The following is an 18245-nucleotide window of genomic DNA, read 5'->3' as shown; positions in this document are numbered from 1 at the left end:
TTGTTAATGTGCTTGACCCTCCCGCCGGGCATTCCTACATTCACCCCAACACGAACCAACTGGTCTGCAACGCACCGCAGGCCGCCAGCCCCACAGATTTTTGGGGCTTTTTTCAGGAGATGTCGCATGGCTACGACCAAAGTGACGGACGACAGTTTTGAAGGCGACGTGATTGATGCATCCGGCCCTGTGCTGGTGGACTTCTGGGCTGAATGGTGCGGCCCATGCAAGCAAATTGCCCCGGCCCTGGAAGAACTCGCCAGCGAGATGAGTGGCAAACTCACGATTGCCAAAATCAACATCGACGAAAACCCCAACATTCCCACGAAGTACGGCGTGCGGGGCATTCCGACCATGATGATTTTCAAGGACGGTCAGGTTGCTGCCACCAAGGTTGGCGCGCAACCCAAGAGCAAGATCAGCGAATGGATTGAAGCCTCACTCTAACTTTTTCCCTCAAGGCAGTTCCTTGAGGCCGAGAACAACCAAGCCGATGGTCCTAAAGGACCATCGGCTTTTTCGTTGAGTGTTGGTTGCCGTTTCAGTAAGGCGGTGGGTTTTACATTGCCGGTGGTTTGCGCACCGGGCTATATCATTGAAGCCGCTACGTCTTTTGAAATAGCCCGGAAATACACCGATCCGGCACGCCGTTGCGCATGGCCCTTTGACGAGCGTGCGAAGTGTGGTGAAATTATCCCAACAAAACCAATGGGGAGACTAAGGCCGTGGAACAGCTCAGCGGAATGGACGCATCGTTTCTGTATTTTGAAACGAAGAACGCGCCAATGCATATCGGCTCGGTCGCCGTTTATGATCAGACCACGGTGCCCGGCGGCGTTCTGGCCTTCAAGGAAATACTGAAAAACTACGAAGCGCGCCTGCACCTGTCACGCGCCTTCCGCCAACGGTTGGCTTATGTGCCTGCCAATCTGGACCATCCCTACTGGTTTGAAGACCCTGATTTCGACATCGAGTTCCATGTGCGCCACATCGCGCTGCCGCACCCCGGTGACTGGCGGCAGTTGTGCATTCAAGTTGCCCGGCTGCACAGCCGCGCGTTGGATACCAACCGGCCGCTTTGGGAGTTTTATGTGCTGGAAGGCCTCGACAATGTTGAAGGCATTCCCAAGGGGTCGTTTGCCGTCGTTTCAAAGGTGCATCACGCCATCATTGATGGTGTGTCCGGCGCAGAAATGACCGCTGCCATTCACGACCTCAAGCCTGACGCCAAGCCAGAGCCGCCCAAAGAACCATGGGTGCCGGAACGCGAACCGCTGGCACTTGAGCTTTTGGCGCGCACGGCAGGCCACACGGCGGTGCAGCCGTTCCGACTAGCAAACGTAATCGCCCGGTCGGTTCCCGCATTGGCCCGTGCCGGCCTTAAAATGTCCACCGGCGATCTCAAATCGTCTGGTCCCGTGCCGCGCACACGCTTCAATGCCTGCGTCTCACCGCATCGGGTATTTGATGGCCGCAGCTTTGCCATCGACGATCTTAAGTTCATTCGCACTGTCGTGCCTGGTGCCACCATCAATGATGTGGTGCTGACCATCTGTGGCGGCGCGCTGCGTAAGTACCTTGAAGACAAAGAAGAGCTACCCGGCGACAGCCTGATTGCGATGACACCTATTTCAGTGCGCCCCCCGGAAAACCAGAAATCGGCCGGTAATCAAGTGTCAGCAATGACAGTTGCCGTTGGTTCCGACATTGCAGATCCGATGAAGCGTCTGGAAGCGGTTTTTGAACACACCACTGACTCCAAGGAACTGACCAACGCCGTTGGTGCCAAGACGATGACGGACTACACCCAGTTCATTCCGTCCACGACAGCCGGGCTGGCGGCACGGCTTTATACAGGCCTTGGACTTGCCAACCGCATGACGCTGCCGATGAACTGCGTCATCACCAATGTTCCCGGACCCAATATCCCGCTCTACATGACCGGCGCACGTCTGGTCACGCAGTTTGGTCTTGGGCCCATTCTGGATGGCATGGGCCTCATCATGCCGGTGTTCAGCTATGGCGGGCAGATTACTATCTCGCTTACGTCATGCCGTGAGATGGTGCCGGATCCTGCGTTCTTCGCACAGTGCATTCAGGAGAGCTTTGACGAGCTGATGGCTGCTGCAAAAACCCGTGCGGCATCACCAAAGTTCAAGAAAATGATGGCGGCCTCGCCAAAGAAACGGGCGTCGCTGACCCGTTCAGCGGTACCTGCGCATCAATCCGATACAAGTCTCGGCAGCCGCACCACGGACGAGCTACCTGTCGCTAAGGCACAAACAAAGGCAAAGGCCAAAACAAAGGCGAAGCGCAAAACGACGGCCAAGAAAAAGACAGCCACGAAGAAGAAACCTGTTTCGGCAAAAGCCAAGGCCACCGCCGCTACGACGGACACAAAGGTTGTGCCATTGCGCGCTGCTGAATAGCCGACACACGCCTTGCCGCAGAGATCTTGCCGCCGAAATCGGGCAAATCAAAGAGGGGCTGCCGTCTGATCGGCCGTCCCTTTTTTTGTTTCGGCCACGCGCAGCGTTTTAGCGGCCGAAATTGCGTGCCAGGACTTCACCTGCCAGATAGAGCGACCCGCAGATGACAATCCGTGGGCTTGGTTCTGTTTTTGCCGCGAGGGCCAGCGCCTCCTCAATACTCGCCATCGGCGTTGCTTCCAGTCCGGCCTCTCGTGCGAGCAGCGCCACATCGCCGGCACTTCGCGCATTTTCCTGACCCGGAATACCAACCGTGAGGACGCGGGAAGCAAGGCCCTGAAAGGCATCGAAGAAACCGCCAGTATCCTTGGATGCCATCATGCCACTCACAAGCACAAGCGGACGCGGATTGGTATCTTCAAGGTCTGCGAGCGTTTCGGCAATGACCTCACCAGCCGCTGGATTGTGACCACCATCAAGCCAGAGTTCCGCCCCTTTGACACTTTCGGCAAGCAGGCCTGCGCTCAGCCTTTGCATACGTGCAGGCCACTCCACGCGCTCCAACCCCGCAGCAATGGAAGCCTCTTCAATGCCCCCAAACGCCCGTGCCGCCGCAATTGCTGTTGCCGCATTCGCAATCTGGTGGCGACCCCGCAGGCCGGGCATCGGCAGGTCCAGTAAGCCGGTTTCATCCTGAAACACGAGTCGTCCATGCTCTTCACAGGCTGTGAACTCCTGCCCGAAGCGGGCGAGCGGCACCGCGAGGGACATTGCCTGCTCTTCAATAACACCAAGCGCATCGTCCGTCTGCGGAGCAATAATAGCTGGCACACACCGCTTCAAAATGCCGGCTTTTTCGCCGGCGATTTTTGCCACTGTGTCGCCGAGAAAACTTTGATGATCGAGCGACACGGGCGTGATGACACATACCTTCGGTGTCGCGACAACGTTGGTGGCATCAAAGCGACCACCCAGCCCGACTTCCAGCAACACAATATCGGCAGGCACGCGCGAGAACGCCAGAAAGGCTGCGGCCGTGGTGATTTCAAAGAAGGTAATCGCCTCGCCCGCGTTGGCGGCCTCACAGTCCGCGAGCAACTTCGCCAGCGCATCCTCATTCACTGGTGCGCTCGTACCGGCATCCGTTGCCAGGCGGATGCGTTCGTGGAAGTTCACAAGATGCGGCGACGTATATGCGTGCACACGCAGCCCCTGCGCTTCGCACATGGCCCGCAGATAGGCCACAACGGAGCCTTTGCCGTTTGTTCCCGCGACGTGAATCACCGGTGGCAGGTTTTGCTGTGGATTGCCCAGCGCTGCCAAAAGGCGTTCAAGCCGCCCCAGTGACAGGTCTATGAGTTTGGGGTGCAGGCCCGTGAGCCGCTCCAGAATCGCGTCGCTCGGCTGCCGTCGGGCTTCAGACGGCGGCGCATAGGGCGGCGACCCTGCGGGTGTTTTTCCACCTGATGGCTCAGACGATTTGGATGGCGGATTGCTCACAGGCGCTGGTTTCTAGGCACCATCTGCAGCAGGCGCTGCCTGGGATGCCTGATAGGGCACCGGGGCGTTGGCGGTTTTCGGCGCAGCGGGCGCTGCAACTGACTCCACCATCAAAAGCGATACAAGCCGTGTCAGCGTTTCGCGCATGTCGCCGCGCTTCACCACCATATCGACCATGCCGTGATCGAGAAGATATTCAGCGCGCTGGAAGCCATCCGGCAGCTTCTCGCGGATGGTCTGTTCAATCACGCGCGGGCCCGCAAAGCCGATGAGGGCACCCGGCTCGGCAATGTGGACATCGCCCAGCATGGCGTAAGACGCGGTGACACCACCCGTTGTCGGGTCCGTCATCACCACGATGTAGGGCAGCCCTGCTTCTCGCACCATCTGCACAGCAACCGTTGAGCGCGGCATCTGCATCAGGGACAAAATGCCTTCCTGCATACGCGCACCCCCGGCGGCGGCAAAAATGATGAGGGGCGCGCGGTGCTCAACCGCAAGCTCGGCACCCTTCACAATGCTCTCACCTGCCGCCATGCCGAGCGAGCCGCCCATAAAGGCAAAGTCCTGCACCAGTACAACAGATTTGTGCGCACCAAGCTGGCCAAGGGCGATCGTCACTGCATCCTTTTCGCCGGTCTTGGCGCGGGCCTCTTTCAGGCGGTCGGTGTATTTACGCTGGTCGCGAAACCTGAGTGGATCTGCGGGCACGTCCGGCATCGGGATTTTCTCCCATTTGCCTTCGCCGAAGAGTCCGTCGAGGCGCTCCTGTGCGCCGATGCGCCCGTGAAAACCACAGTTGGTACAGACCTGAAGATTTTCTGCGAGGTCACGGTGGAAAATCATCTCACCGCAGTTCTTGCACTTGTGCCAGAGATTGTCCGGCGTATCGCGTTTGGCGGAGAGAAAAGTACGGATTTTTGGCCGCACTACATTATCAAGCCAACTCATCTCAACATCTCCCAACCATCTCTTGTGCCGTGCCATCCGACAGTGCCGGAGAAATCAGGCAAAAACTTGAAGCGGTTATTCCGCCGCGTGTGCACCATCGGCAAGGCTGCGCACCAGCGCCAGAACATTCTCAACTGTGCCCGCTGTTGCGCGTCCCTGCACGTCCAGACTTGCCGCCACACACTCCACCAGCGCAGAGCCTACCACGGCACCGTCAGCCACGCCTGCCATTGCGCACGCCTGTTGCGGTGTCTTGATGCCAAAGCCAATGGCAACCGGCAGGTCAGTTGAGGCTTTAACCCGCTTTACCGCTTCGGCCACCTTATTAGTATCCGCAGACGCCGAACCTGTGATGCCCGCAATAGACACGTAATAGACAAAGCCAGACGTGTTGGCGAGGACCGCAGGAAGGCGTTTTTCGTCGGTTGTCGGTGTTGCCAGACGAATGAAGTTGATGCCAGCCTGCATCGCTGGAAGGCACAGTTCGTCGTCTTCTTCCGGCGGCAGATCGACAACAATCAAACCGTCAACGCCCGCAGCCTTTGCGTCAGCCAGAAAACGTTCTACGCCGTAGATATAGATGGGGTTGTAATAGCCCATCAGCACAATCGGTGTTGTGCCGTCGTCGTTTCTGAATGCCCGCACAAGATCGAGTGTCTTTATCATTGTTGCGCCAGCGTCCAGCGCGCGCTTGCCGGAAGCCTGTATGGCCGGGCCATCCGCCATTGGGTCTGAAAACGGCATACCAAGTTCAATGATGTCTGCACCGGCGGCAGGCAGACCCCGTACGATTTCAAGCGATGTGTCGGCGTCCGGATCACCGGCGGTGACGAAAGCCACAAAGGCTTTTTTGCCCTGGCCTTTGAGGTCGGCAAACCGGGCTTCAATACGAGTGGTCATTGCCTAGAGTTCCACACCCAAGTAGCCCGCAACAGCAAAAACATCCTTGTCACCCCGGCCGCACAAGTTCATCACCATCAGATGATCGCGGGGCAAAGTGGGTGCCAGTTCTTTCACCTTTGCCAAGGCGTGGCTCGGCTCAAGGGCGGGGATAATGCCTTCGAGTTTCGTGCACATCTGAAACGCATCAAGCGCCTCGTTGTCGGTAGCTGACAGATATGTGACGCGGCCCTGATCCTTGAGCCATGCGTGTTCGGGGCCAATGCCGGGATAATCCAGACCCGCGGAGATTGAATGGCCTTCGGTGATCTGGCCGTCGGCGTCCTGCAAAAGGTAAGTACGGTTGCCGTGCAGCACGCCGGGCGACCCGCCTGTCAGCGAGGCTGCGTGCTCGCCGGGCTTGTCCACGCCGTGCCCCGCCGCTTCAACGCCATAGATATCAACCGATGGCTCGTCAAGAAAATCGTAGAACAGCCCCATGGCATTTGAACCGCCACCAATGCATGCCACCAGCGAATCCGGCAGACGACCTTCGCGCTCCATCATCTGTGTACGGACTTCCTTGCCAATGACTGACTGGAAGTCGCGCACAAGCTCAGGATACGGGTGCGGACCTGCGACGGTGCCGATAATGTAGAAAGTACCCTCTACGTTGGTTACCCAGTCGCGCAGGGCTTCGTTCATGGCATCCTTCAGGGTGCCGGTGCCAGATGTAACCGGCACCACTTCCGCACCCAGCAATTTCATGCGGAATACGTTGGGCGCCTGGCGCTCAATGTCGGTTGCGCCCATATAGATCGTACACGGAAAACCAAAGCGGGCAGCGACCGTAGCAGTCGCAACGCCGTGCTGACCGGCTCCGGTTTCAGCGATGATGCGCTTTTTACCCATGCGTTTGGCAAGCAAAATCTGGCCAAGGCAGTTGTTGATCTTGTGGCTGCCTGTATGGTTCAACTCATCGCGCTTGAAGTAGATTTTGGCTCCGCCCAGATGTTCCGTCAGGCGCTCCGCAAAATAGAGCGGGCTGGGACGGCCGGCATAGTGCTGCGAATAGTCCTGCAGCTCCTGCGCGAATGTCGGGTCCAGCCTGGCGGCACGGTAGGCCTCATCAAGTTCCAGCACGTTGGGCATCAGGGTTTCAGCTACAAAGCGGCCACCGTAAATGCCGAAATGGCCGGTATCGTCCGGACCCGTCCTAAACGAGTTTGGCATATCCGCTGAAGAGGCTGACGCGCTCACTGACATATCCTTTCACGCCGCGCCGGTGCTTATGCCCGCGCTGCAGCGGCAAAATCCTTGATCCGCCGGGGATCTTTCATGCCCGGCGCGCTCTCAACGCCGGATGCGACATCAACAGCCGTTGCCCCGGAAATCCGGATGGCCTCGGCCACGTTATCGGCATCCAGCCCGCCGGAGAGCATCCACGGGCATGTGCTCGTGAAGCCTGCCAACAGGTTCCAGTCAAAGACCAGCCCATTGCCGCCGGGCAAGGCATTAGCGAGTGATTTAGGGGGTTTGGCGTCAAACAGCAACCAGTCAGCCACACCTTCGTAAAGATGGGCTTTTTGCACGTCGTCAGCATTTTCCACTGACAAAGCCTTGATGACCGGCAGGCTGTACTTTGCCCTGGTCTGTGCCACACGCTCAGGGCTTTCGCGCCCATGCATCTGAATGAGATCTGGGGATACGGTAGCAATGATGGCATCGAGTTCAACGTCATCCGCATCGAGAACGAGAGCGACGGACTGGACATGCGGGGTGAGCGCCGACACCAGCTCGCCGGCACGCTGGGGCGTTACATAGCGGGTGCTTTTTTCAACAAAGTTGAAACCCGCCATATCGGCCTTGATGTCATTGACCGCTGTTACCGCCTCCAGCGTGGTAAGGCCGCAAATCTTGATGACGGGCGCAGTCATTTACAGGCCCAGTTCAGCAGCAATGCTGCGGGCGGCTGCGGCGGGGTCTTCAGCGGCTGTGATGGGTCTGCCGATAACCAACACATCCGCCCCCAGTGCGCGCGCCTGTGCCGGGGTCATGACGCGCTTCTGGTCGCCGATATCAGCCCCTGCCGGGCGGATGCCGGGGACGATGAGTTTGAAGTCGGGGCCCAAATCAGCGCGCAGGGTTTCAATTTCGAGGGCGGAACATACAACGCCATCCAGCCCTGCCTGCGCTGTTTGCTCCGCGAGGCGGCGGACATAATCCGTTGTGGAAAGACTGTTGCCCTGACTTTTTATGTCGGACTGGTCCAGGCTGGTCATCATGGTGACGCCAATCATCATCGGGCGCTTGCCGTCTGGGGCGTCGTCAGCGGCGGCCTTTGCGGCGCGCATCATGGCCATGCCGCCCTGCGCGTGGACGTTGAGGATTGCCGGTGCCAGCGGCAACAAAGAACGTACGGCACCCGCCACGGTGTTGGGAATGTCGTGCAGCTTGAGATCAAGGAAAACCGGGCGGCCTTCCCTGGCGACAATGCCGTAGCCCTCAGGGCCTGCTGCCATGAAAAACTCAAGACCCAGCTTGATGCCACCTACAGCCGCGCCCAAATCGCGCGTGAGTTTCGCGGCCTTGTCAGGCGACGGGGTGTCGAGGGCGCAGAAAACCGGATTTTCAAGTGTGCTCATGGGCTGGCTTATAGCAGCACCGCACGCATGGCCCCAACTCCTGAACGCAAAAGGCTGCTATGCCCTGCGAAAGCCGCGCAGAACGATGAGCAGCAACAGTGTCGTGATAGCCGCGGCGACATAGGCCACATAGGCCTCAGGAGCGGCCAGCGGATATGCCTTAAGAATGATCCCGACAAGGCCCCAGATGGCGGCCGCGGCGTACCAGATCAGACCGCGCAAACGCAGGAGCATAGGCACAGCGACCAGAGCAGCGGCACCGAGCACAAGCGCAACATATTGCCATTCCTGCAGACCAAAGGGCGCAAGCGCATAATCGCGCAGCACGCCTGAGACATTGAGGGCCGTTGCAAGCGTCAGCCACCCCGCATACAGCCCCAGCAACGGCAAGACGACAGTTTGCCGGACAGTGTTCCGGGTCTCGTCGCCCGTCTTGAAGGCGACGACGAGGATCCGCAGGGAAATCACCAGCATGATGACAATGATTGTGGCGAGAACGATGTTAGGCCCCTCGAACTGGGCAACGAGCATCCATGCGGTGGACAGACCAAACAGCATCCAGGTGCCGGTGCCAATTGCGCGGTAAAGTGGCGATGTGCGGGCAGATGGAAGCGCCTGCATCACGGCGTAGATAAGGCCGAGCAGAAAAATCAGACCCCAGATGGAAAACGCGTATCCGGCAGGTACTTCCAGCGGCGACGATACGCCGTCACGCGCGCCGACCGTGATGCCAAAACCCAGCGCAGGCATGGCGGGTGCAAGCGCTTGCGAAATGGCGGTTACAATGTTGAGGACCTGGCGGCGTTCGTCTGACATTGGGGCAGTCTCCCGGAGCAACAGTTCAATAGGTTACGGAACATGCTGCTCCGGGGATCACATTTCTGGCGTGCTAGCCGAGATAGGCCAGAAGCTCGCGCACGATCATGACCATCAGCAAAATCCAGCCCAGAGCGAATAGCGGGAAGCGGATGGCGACCGCATTTGAAGTCCACTGCCATAGCGAATGGACAACGCGGGACGCAACAAAGCCCCAGGCGCAATACATGTGGATCTGGTCAGCACTGCCGCTGACGATGACTGCCAGGACCACGGCATAGAACACAACCGGAACTTCAAAAAGGTGGTTGTAGTTATCTGCCATCTGACGCGGGCGCGTTGGGAGCACGGAAAGTGCGTCCGTGTGTTTTGCGTCGTCCGGCTTAAGGCCGGCGGCGTTCATGGCCCCCAGCCGCACAAAAGTCATGATGATCCATGTGATGGCGGTCCAGGCAGCCATGACGTAAAGCGCGCCCAGCATATCGCCTGAATAGGTGGCGGAGGCTGTGACGGTGTTGACGATGTCTTCCATTTTTTCCTCTCCTCTTTTGCTTTTTGGTTCTTAGTTAGGCAGGTAGCGCGGTGCGTCTCCATCAATGGTAACGCGGTGCATCATGCGGTGCTGCGGGAAGTAATCGGCGATGGCGTAGTGCTGGGTGCAGCGGTTATCCCAGAAGGCTACCGAGTTTTTCTGCCAGCGGAAGCGACACTGGAACTCCGGCAACTTGATGTGCTCGTGCAGGAACGCAAGCAGAGCATCGCTCTCCTTGGTTTTCATGTCCTTGATGCGGACCGTGAAACTGGAATTGACGAAGATGCCGTTCTTGCCGGTGACAGGGTGTGTGCGGATAACCGGATGTTCAGCGGCTGGATGCTTCTGACGCTCGGTGTCCATTTTGCCATCGCCCTGATTTCGATACAGGCGACCGGACTTGCCAAACACATGTTCAAAATCATGCACCGCTGTCAGCTCGCCGAGCAGGCGCTGCATCTTGTCAGAGAGCGCATCATAAGCGGCATACATGCTGGCCCACATGGTGTCGCCGCCGGTATCCGGCATCACTTTGGCGTGCAGGACAGAACCAAGCGGCGGCTCCGCCATGAAGGTGACATCGGTGTGCCAGTTGTTGAGATCGGGCGGACGTTTTTCGCCATGTTCAATGACGATGATCTCCGGGTGATCGTCGCCCAGATTGGGCGCAAAAGGATGCACCTGCAGGTGGCCGAACCGACCGGCAAAATCCTTGTGCTGCTGGGGCGTGATCTCCTGGTCGCGGAAAAAGATGACGCCGTGTTCCATCAGCGCATCGTGGACGACGGTGAAGGTTTCATTTCCCAACGGCTGGCGCATATCCACGCCGGAAATTTCCGCGCCAATGGTCGGCGTCAGCCGATCAATCGTAATGGCGTTGCTCATGAAGCCCGCCTCCCCTCATCAGTTTCCTCCAGCTGCGCCGTTCTTTTGGTGGCGGTCGTCAGCGTTTGGAAAAAGCATACCGTGAGAAAAGCGCCGAGTCAGGCTTTGTATTTTCAGACTTGGGTGACCCAGAAATCAGTCACCCTCACGCATCCCCGGACTTGATCCGGGGTCCACTCTCTTTCGCTGCGGTGTGTGGTATCTGCGAGTAGGCCCCGGATCAAGTCCGGGGACGCGGAGCTTTTCGAGTGTGTGGCGCGCCTTCGGTTAGTATGTGGCTTTGGGTACAGCATTGAAAATGCCGAAAGATCCAGATCTATGTCTGCCTGAAAGACTTGCGCCACATGTGCAGACGGTCGTTTTTCACAACATCGCAATCCAGCATGAAATCGGCCAGTTCCGCCATGAGCCGGGCGAACTCAGCTCTGTTAACGTCGGATAGTGGCGACGATGAGAACGCCTGATCGGCGATCGAACCAGCTCCACCCCAGATGTTATTGGAATTGAGTGCTAATAGGAATTCCTGCTCGGAGTCGTGTTCAAGTGTTTCACGAAGCAACGCGGCATGATCTGGATAAGCGGCAGATTCGAATAGGTCACCCAGCCGTGAAACCACATCTCTCCCCTTGTTCATCGCGATGCTATGTCCGCTCAAACGCGAGTGTGGCCGCTGCCAGGTCCTCCAGCGCAGTGCCGACTGACTTAAACAGCGTGATCTGGTCATGGTAGCGGCGGCCGGCTTTTTCGCCGCGGGCCAATTCATAGAGGTCAGCGGTGATGTCGTCGGCTGAGATTATGCCTGCTTCCATGGGCGCGGTGATGTCACCTGCCTCGGCCATGGCCCCGGCGCGGGTATCGACAAACAGGCGGGCGCGAGAAATGGCCGTGTCATCCACTTCGCGCATGTCCTGCCGATAGCCACCGACCAGATCAAGATGTACACCGGGCTGTAGCCAGTCGCCTTTGACAAGCGGCTGCGTGCTGCCGGTGGCGGTGCAGATTATGTCAGCGCCGCGTACGGCGCCTTCAAGGTCAGTGGTGGCGGCGACCTTCAGGTCCGGGCGGGTAAGGCGCTTTGCGAGTTTTTGAGCCGTTGCAGGGGTACGGTTCCAGACCAGCACGTTGCAGATGGGGCGGGCTTGTGCGTGGGCTCGTATGAGGTGCGGTGCCAGCGCGCCTGCGCCGACCATCAGCAAGCGTTGCGCGTCCTGCCGGGCGAGGTAGCTTGCGGCCAGCGCGGAGGCTGCCGCTGTGCGACACGCAGTCAAGGTTGGCGCATCCATCAGGCCGACAGGCTCGCCCGTACGTCCCGACATCAGCACATAAACGCCAGTAAGCGAGGGGACTTTGTGCTGGCGGTTCTCAGGGAACACCGCTTGCACCTTGACGCCGATGAAACCGCGCCGCCCGCGCATATCGCCTGCACGCGCTGTGCCCTTCACCCAAGCAGGCATGAGCATCAGGTCGCCACCGCCAGGTTCGCCGTCGCCCAGATGTGACGAGATGTGGTGGATGGTACGCGGCGGGCTCGCAATATCGTCGCGAAATGCGCTGCGCAGCCGCTCCATCAACGAGCGGACATCAAGCGCTTCTGAAAGCTCAGCCGCCGTTACGAGGCGCATGTGCTACTGGCGCAGTTCCGATGGGCTGGAGTGCCAATGCCGTGCCGGTTGCAGGCGTGTTGGCGTTGGCAGCAGTCGTCTGTTTTTGCACACGCTTTAGTTCGCGCTTGGCAACGCGCTCCTCCCGACGGTGGCCGCCCTGCCCGATCCATGCACCAAGCCCGCCTGCCAGCAACCCGGCCAGAAACGCTGCAAGGATCACAACGAACAGCGGTACGGTGACCGCCAGCGCCGGGCGCGTGTCCGAAAACGGATCAAGACTGAACTGGACCGGGGTGAGATTGGCCAGCGTCAAAACAATACCAATCAGCGCGCAGGGAACGAGGATGAACAAGGTCTTGAGTTTCACGTCATACAGCTTTCGCGCGAAGGGTCAGATTTTGAAGTGTGGACCACGGCAGAAGCGCAGAAGGTGCGAATTATTCACCTGCCGCCACACCTGATGGCATGTCGCGTTCAGCTTCACGGAATCCATCAGTCGTGCCCGCTTCGTCGTTCGCAGCCTTCGCTCCCAGCGGACGCTTATTGAGGCGTTCACGCAGCTCCTTGCCGGTTTTGAAGAAGGGCACACACTTGGCGTCAACTTCCACAGGCTCGCCGGTGCGCGGGTTACGGCCGGTGCGAGCGGGGCGCGTTTTGACCGAGAACGCGCCAAAGCCGCGCAGTTCAACCCGGTCACCATTGGCCAGTGCCTGCGAAATCTCCTCGAAGATTGTGCCGACAATGCGCTCAACGTCACGCTGATAAAGATGCGGATTGGCTTGCGCCAAACGCTGCACGAGTTCTGACTTAATCATCAGGTTCTTGCCTCTGTTTCCTGAGGCTGAACGATGCCTGACACGACGGGGGGCGTCAAGTTGCAGACGTGCAAACTAGGTAGCCTTTTCAAAGGCTTATACATTTTCAGCAGTGCGGCAGGCGATTTGGTGACGCCGGTGTCATTTTGACGCATCACAGTGGAGGCGGGGCGTAAAACACCAATGGCGGCAGGGGTTTACCTGCCGCCATTGTGCAACTTGTGTGTTTTTCGCAGGGTCAGCCTGAAAAATCAGGCGGACCGGCAACGTAGGCTGACTTATTCGTCGTCCTTGCCCTTGAGGGCTGCACCCAGAATATCGCCCAGTGAGGCACCTGAATCGGACGAGCCATACTGCTCCACCGCTTCTTTTTCCTCCGCAATTTCCTTGGCCTTGATCGACAGGGAGACGCGACGGCCAGCCTTGTCGATCTGTGTGACGCGGGCATCGATCTTGTCGCCCACATTGTAACGGTCCGGGCGCTGCTCGGAACGGTCCCGGCTCAGTTCGGAGCGGCGGATGTAGGACGTAAACTTCTCCTCACCCACAGACACTTCAAGGCCGTTTTCTTCCACATTGGTGACGGTCACGGTAATGACTTCACCGCGGCGGATGTCGCCAACGCTTTCAAACGGATCACCGCCAAGCTGCTTGATGCCCAGCGAAATACGCTCCTTGTCCGGGTCCACATCCAGAACGGTGGCTTTCACCATGTCGCCCTTGTTGTACTCGGCAATGGCTTCTTCGCCGGGACGGTTCCAGTCGAGGTCCGAAAGATGGACCATGCCGTCCACATCGCCGTCGAGCCCAACGAACAAACCAAACTCGGTGATGTTCTTGATCTCGCCTTCGACTTCGGTGCCCGTCGGGTAGCGGTCGAGGAACGATGACCACGGGTTGTCGAGGCACTGCTTGAGGCCAAGCGAAATGCGACGTTTCACCGGGTCGACTTCCAGCACCATCACTTCCACTTCCTGCGAAGTGGAAACGATCTTGCCCGGATGAACGTTCTTCTTGGTCCAGCTCATTTCAGAGACGTGAACCAGACCTTCAACCCCTGGCTCAAGCTCAACGAATGCGCCGTAATCAGTGATGTTGGTGACGCGACCCTTGATCTTCATATCGACCGGATACTTCGCTTCAACTCCATCCCATGGATCAGCTTCAAGCTGCTTCATGCCAAGCGAAATGCGCTGTGTATCCTGATTGACCTTGATGACCTGCACATTGACCGACTGGCCGATGGACAGGACGTCTGTCGGATGGTTGACGCGACGCCATGCAATGTCGGTGACGTGGAGCAGGCCATCAACGCCGCCCAGATCAACGAATGCGCCGTAGTCCGTGATGTTTTTCACCACGCCTTCAAGCACCTGACCTTCAGTGAGGTTCTCGACCAACTCTGCACGCTGTTCGGCACGAGTTTCTTCCAGAACGGCGCGGCGGGATACAACGATGTTGCCGCGGCGGCGGTCCATCTTCAACACCTGGAAGGGCTGGGGAATGTTCAACAGCGGAGTGATGTCGCGCACCGGGCGGATGTCCACCTGGCTGCCGGGCAGAAACGCGACCGCGCCGCCCAGGTCAACTGTAAAGCCGCCTTTGACGCGACCGAAGATGTGGCCTTCCACACGCTCCTGCTTTTCAAAGGCCTGCTCAAGCACTTCCCAGGCTTCTTCGCGGCGGGCTTTATCGCGGGAGAGAACAGCCTCCCCCATCGCGTTTTCCACGCGCTCGAGATAGACCTCAACAATATCGCCAACCTTGATGTTGGCGTCCTGTCCGGGGGTTGCAAACTCTTTCAAAGGCACGCGGCCTTCGGTTTTAAGGCCCACGTCCACAATCGCCATGTCGTTTTCGACGGCGGTGACAGTGCCTTTAACAACATAACCCTCGGTCATGTTGGTGGATTCCAGGCTCTCCATCAGGAGGGCTTCAAAATCGTCTGTGCTGGGGTTCAGGCCGGGATCGGCGGCTGTTTGAGACATATAGGTGGTAGCTCCAATTTGATCGATTTTTCGGGCCGCACGGTTGTCTCCGGCGGTCTTCCGCTTGATTGCGGCTTTATTGGTCGTTGTACGACCCAATAAAAAAGGCGCGAAATCTCCCGGTTTTGGGGTCAATCACACCTTGCGACGGCGAATAAAGTGAGTGGCGTCAGACAGCGGTTCGTTAAGAGCATGTCCCCTTAAAAACGTGACTATCGCCGCCCGACAATATCGAGCGCCGCTTGGATCGCCGCTTCTATACTCAAATTGGTGGTATCGAGCAAGGTGGCATCAGGTGCCTGAACCAGCGGCGATGCAGCGCGTTCAGAGTCCCGCCGGTCACGCTCACGCAGGTCTTCCAGCACCTCTTGCGGGGTCAAGTCGGGAGTGTTGCCCTTCAACTCCAGCCACCGTCGGTGAGCGCGGGCATCATCAGACGCTGTAACAAACAGTTTTACGTCCGCATCCGGGCACACAACCGTGCCGATGTCGCGCCCGTCCATCACCACGCCCGCTTTGCCTTTTGGCGGGTGCTTGGCGATGCGGCGCTGGGTTTCCAGAAGTTCTGCGCGCACCGCCGGTTTGGCCGCCACCAATGATGCGGCCGCTCCCACCTCACGGGTGCGAATGGCAACGGGGTCAATCGCATCAACGTCCAGCGTCTTTGCTGCCGTCACAGCGTCTGTTTCATCGGCAGGGTTACCATCAGCGCAGATCACTGCGTGGGCGACCGCGCGATAGAGTGAGCCGGTGTCGAGATACGCAAGGTTCAGCACCTCGGCAACGTTGCGTGCGATGGTGCCCTTGCCGGCCGCCGCGGGTCCATCAATGGCAATTACGAGGCTCCTGGTCGCTGTATCATCAGCCATTGGCGCAACATCAACCATTGGCGGGCGCAATCTGCGCGCCCAGACCGGTCATCAGGTCACGGAAGGCGGGAAAGCTGGTGGCGATCATCGTCGCATCATCAATGCTCACGGCGGATTTTGCCGCCAGCCCTGCAACAAGACCGGACATGGCAATACGGTGATCCATGCCTGTGGCCACATGGCCGCCACCCGCGATGACACCACCTGCACCGGTAACGATCATGCCGTCTTCAAGCTCGCGCACCTGCGCGCCGCAGGCCTGTAGCATTGCCACGGTGGCCGAGATGCGGTCGCTTTCCTTGACCCGCAGTTCTTCAAGGCCACGCATGGTGGTTTTGCCCTGCGCAAACGCAGCGGCAACAGCGAGCACAGGGTATTCGTCGATCATTGAGGCGGCACGTTCCGGCGGCACATCAATGCCTGTAAGCGCAGAATGACGGGCACGAATGTCGGCCACCCGCTCCCCGCCTTCCTCGCGCTCGTTTTCAAACGTGATGTCCGCCCCCATCTCCTGAAGCGTTGTGAACAGCCCGGCGCGCAGCGGGTTTATCATCACGTCTGTTGCCACTACATCAGACCCTTCGACCAGCAGGGCCGCAACCAGAGGAAAAGCCGCCGATGAAGGGTCTGCAGGCACCGAAATAGCAGCAGGCGTCAATTCGCACTCACCTGTGACATGCACCGCATGAATGCCGTGCGGGCCTTCTTCAACTGATACGTGGCACCCAAAGGCGCGCAGCATGTTTTCGGTGTGATCGCGGGTGCGGACAGGCTCCAGCACGGTGGTTTGTCCGGGTGCGGACAAGCCGGCGAGCAACACAGCTGATTTCACCTGCGCGGAGGCCACCGGCAATGTGTAGGTGATGGGCAGGGGCGGTCGTGCACCGGTAAGCGTCAATGGCAGGGTGCCCGCTGCCGGGCCTGCAAAAGTTGCACCCATCAACGCCAGCGGAGTTGTGATGCGGCGCATCGGGCGGCGCGACAGGCTGGCATCACCAATGAAAGTTGCTGCAATCGGATGGCCCGCTACAACGCCCATCATCAGGCGGCAGCCGGTGCCGGAATTGCCAAAATCAAGGGCGCCCGTTGGTTCTGCCAGCGCGCCGATGCCAACACCGTCAACCGTCCAATGGCCGCCGCCGCAATCTGTCGCGCGGGCTCCCAATGCATTGACGGCACCAGCGGTAGCCAATACGTCGTCGCTCTCAAGCAGGCCATGCACCTGCGTGCGGCCCACGGCCAACGCGCCCAGAATGAGTGCCCGATGCGACATCGACTTGTCGCCCGGCACGCGGACAGTTCCTTTCAAAGGGCCTGCACAGGCGGCGCGCCAGGGAGATTGGGGGGTGTGGGCGTGAGGGGACATGCGGCCTTACAGGTCTGGCGTGGTGGGTTTCAGCGTGCGCAAATTGTCTCCCTTACCAAATATAAGGGCGTTAGCGCGCATTTCTCTTTTGACAGTCCCCAATGATCGTGGCAATGGGAAAACCCTTGTCGGCGGAAACGTCCGCCGCAGCCCGAATTATGTCAGGCGGAAACCTCCGCCGCATCCAGAATTGCTTGAAAGAGGCTTGCCCGTGCCAAAGCCCGAATGGGGAACGAAGCAGCTTTGTCCTGAATGCGGGGCGAAGTTCTATGACTTCAAGAAAGATCCCATCCATTGCCCGAAATGCGACTACGAATGGCCCCAGGCAGCACCGCCAAAGCCGCGTCGTGGCGCCAAGGCAAAAGCCAAGGAAGCCGAAGCCAAGGAAGCCGAAGAAGAAGAGGCTGAGGAACTGGAAGACGAGGACGATGTTGAGGACGACGGCACCGAAAGCCTCGACGAGGTGGCGACCGGCGAGAAAAAGACATCATCCGGGCGCAAGCGCGCACCCAGCCTTGACGATGATGAGGACGAGGATGAAGAGGACGATGACGATCTGCCGGATCTGGGCGACGACGATATAGATACCGACCTTGATGACGATGACGAGGACGACGACACTTTCCTCACCGATGATGATGAGGACGACGATGACCTGTCAGACGTCATCCCCGGTAAGAAAGATAACGACTAGCGATAGCGAGATGAGCAACACATTGCTCATCCAGCAGCACTAAATGGCTGCTTGAAATGAACCGGGCGCAGACGTAATGTCCCGCCTCTTTCAAAGGGCGCACCCCCAAGTGCCGTCCTGACACCGCCCGCACAGAGAATGTGCCGCGTGGAATGTGCCACGCGCGGTCAAACCTGAACTTCAGGGGCCATAGCTCAGTTGGGAGAGCGCTTGCATGGCATGCAAGAGGTCGGCGGTTCGATTCCGCCTGGCTCCACCATTTCTCACTAACG

General features: G+C 58.8%; 19 protein-coding genes and 1 tRNA gene. 4 read left to right on the top strand and 16 right to left on the bottom strand.

Annotated elements, in window-relative coordinates; translation table 11 throughout:
- Nucleotides 1–126: 126 nt before the first annotated feature.
- Together trxA and RIB87_RS07850 are read left to right on the top strand one after the other, a co-directional pair.
- Nucleotides 127–447: a thioredoxin TrxA gene (gene trxA, locus RIB87_RS07855; protein ID WP_350145271.1), complete on the top strand. Its 321-nt coding sequence runs from the start codon at nt 127–129 to the stop codon at nt 445–447.
- A gap of 278 nt (nt 448–725) precedes the next feature.
- Nucleotides 726–2429 carry a WS/DGAT/MGAT family O-acyltransferase gene (locus tag RIB87_RS07850; RefSeq protein ID WP_350145269.1) on the top strand — a complete coding sequence of 568 codons (1704 nt, stop codon included), beginning with the start codon at nt 726–728 and terminating at the stop codon, nt 2427–2429.
- A gap of 108 nt (nt 2430–2537) precedes the next feature.
- On the opposite strand, the gene RIB87_RS07845 is transcribed toward RIB87_RS07850, so the two are convergent.
- From RIB87_RS07845 to aroA, 16 genes are all read right to left on the bottom strand, one after another.
- The gene (locus RIB87_RS07845) at nt 2538–3929 is read right to left on the bottom strand and encodes a bifunctional folylpolyglutamate synthase/dihydrofolate synthase (RefSeq protein ID WP_350145267.1); all 1392 of its coding nucleotides are present in this window, start codon (nt 3927–3929) and stop codon (nt 2538–2540) included.
- Nucleotides 3930–3941: 12 nt separating this feature from the next.
- Nucleotides 3942–4880, bottom strand: a complete 939-nt coding sequence (gene accD / locus RIB87_RS07840) for an acetyl-CoA carboxylase, carboxyltransferase subunit beta (RefSeq protein ID WP_350145265.1) — start codon at nt 4878–4880, stop codon at nt 3942–3944.
- A gap of 75 nt (nt 4881–4955) precedes the next feature.
- Nucleotides 4956–5780 (bottom strand): tryptophan synthase subunit alpha, encoded by an 825-nt coding sequence (gene trpA / locus RIB87_RS07835; protein WP_350145263.1) that lies wholly within the window; start codon nt 5778–5780, stop codon nt 4956–4958.
- A gap of 3 nt (nt 5781–5783) precedes the next feature.
- Nucleotides 5784–7025: a tryptophan synthase subunit beta gene (gene trpB, locus RIB87_RS07830; protein ID WP_350145261.1), complete on the bottom strand. Its 1242-nt coding sequence runs from the start codon at nt 7023–7025 to the stop codon at nt 5784–5786.
- A gap of 23 nt (nt 7026–7048) precedes the next feature.
- The gene (locus tag RIB87_RS07825; protein ID WP_350145259.1) at nt 7049–7696 is read right to left on the bottom strand and encodes a phosphoribosylanthranilate isomerase; all 648 of its coding nucleotides are present in this window, start codon (nt 7694–7696) and stop codon (nt 7049–7051) included.
- Complete coding sequence (gene pyrF / locus RIB87_RS07820) at nt 7697–8404, bottom strand: orotidine-5'-phosphate decarboxylase (protein WP_350145257.1); 708 nt, start codon at nt 8402–8404, stop codon at nt 7697–7699.
- Nucleotides 8405–8461: 57 nt separating this feature from the next.
- Nucleotides 8462–9220, bottom strand: a complete 759-nt coding sequence (locus RIB87_RS07815) for a TspO-related membrane protein (protein ID WP_350145255.1) — start codon at nt 9218–9220, stop codon at nt 8462–8464.
- A gap of 73 nt (nt 9221–9293) precedes the next feature.
- Nucleotides 9294–9752: an MAPEG family protein gene (locus RIB87_RS07810; protein WP_350145253.1), complete on the bottom strand. Its 459-nt coding sequence runs from the start codon at nt 9750–9752 to the stop codon at nt 9294–9296.
- A 30-nt stretch (nt 9753–9782) separates the two neighbouring features.
- The gene (tauD, locus tag RIB87_RS07805) at nt 9783–10637 is read right to left on the bottom strand and encodes a taurine dioxygenase (RefSeq protein WP_350145251.1); all 855 of its coding nucleotides are present in this window, start codon (nt 10635–10637) and stop codon (nt 9783–9785) included.
- Nucleotides 10638–10953: 316 nt separating this feature from the next.
- Nucleotides 10954–11271, bottom strand: a complete 318-nt coding sequence (locus RIB87_RS07800; protein WP_350145249.1) for a hypothetical protein — start codon at nt 11269–11271, stop codon at nt 10954–10956.
- A 7-nt stretch (nt 11272–11278) separates the two neighbouring features.
- Nucleotides 11279–12259, bottom strand: coding sequence for a bifunctional Delta(1)-pyrroline-2-carboxylate/Delta(1)-piperideine-2-carboxylate reductase (gene lhpI / locus RIB87_RS07795; protein ID WP_350145247.1), 981 nt, complete (start codon nt 12257–12259; stop codon nt 11279–11281).
- On the bottom strand, nt 12237–12608 hold the full coding sequence (locus tag RIB87_RS07790) for a lipopolysaccharide assembly protein LapA domain-containing protein (protein WP_350145245.1): 372 nt from the start codon (nt 12606–12608) through the stop codon (nt 12237–12239). Before RIB87_RS07790 ends, lhpI begins: the two co-directional genes overlap by 23 nt.
- A gap of 70 nt (nt 12609–12678) precedes the next feature.
- Entirely contained in the window at nt 12679–13056 is a 378-nt protein-coding gene (gene ihfB, locus RIB87_RS07785; RefSeq protein ID WP_350145243.1) for an integration host factor subunit beta, read from the bottom strand.
- A 278-nt stretch (nt 13057–13334) separates the two neighbouring features.
- Nucleotides 13335–15044: a 30S ribosomal protein S1 gene (rpsA, locus tag RIB87_RS07780; RefSeq protein ID WP_350145241.1), complete on the bottom strand. Its 1710-nt coding sequence runs from the start codon at nt 15042–15044 to the stop codon at nt 13335–13337.
- Nucleotides 15045–15256: 212 nt separating this feature from the next.
- Nucleotides 15257–15913 carry a (d)CMP kinase gene (cmk, locus tag RIB87_RS07775; protein WP_350145239.1) on the bottom strand — a complete coding sequence of 219 codons (657 nt, stop codon included), beginning with the start codon at nt 15911–15913 and terminating at the stop codon, nt 15257–15259.
- Between the two features lie 10 nt (nt 15914–15923).
- The gene (gene aroA / locus RIB87_RS07770; protein ID WP_350145237.1) at nt 15924–17279 is read right to left on the bottom strand and encodes a 3-phosphoshikimate 1-carboxyvinyltransferase; all 1356 of its coding nucleotides are present in this window, start codon (nt 17277–17279) and stop codon (nt 15924–15926) included.
- A 211-nt stretch (nt 17280–17490) separates the two neighbouring features.
- On the opposite strand from aroA, the gene RIB87_RS07765 reads away from it, so the two are divergent.
- A complete protein-coding gene (locus tag RIB87_RS07765; RefSeq protein WP_350145235.1) occupies nt 17491–17973 on the top strand; it encodes a TIGR02300 family protein in 483 nt (160 codons plus the stop codon).
- A 183-nt stretch (nt 17974–18156) separates the two neighbouring features.
- Nucleotides 18157–18232, top strand: a tRNA-Ala gene (locus RIB87_RS07760).
- The last annotated feature ends 13 nt before the right edge of the window (nt 18233–18245 follow it).

The sequence above is a fragment of the Pyruvatibacter sp. genome (assembly GCF_040219635.1).
Classification (GTDB): domain Bacteria; phylum Pseudomonadota; class Alphaproteobacteria; order CGMCC-115125; family CGMCC-115125; genus Pyruvatibacter.
The sequence above is the reverse complement of the archived record's forward strand: the minus strand, read 5'-3'. Positions and strand labels throughout refer to the sequence as shown.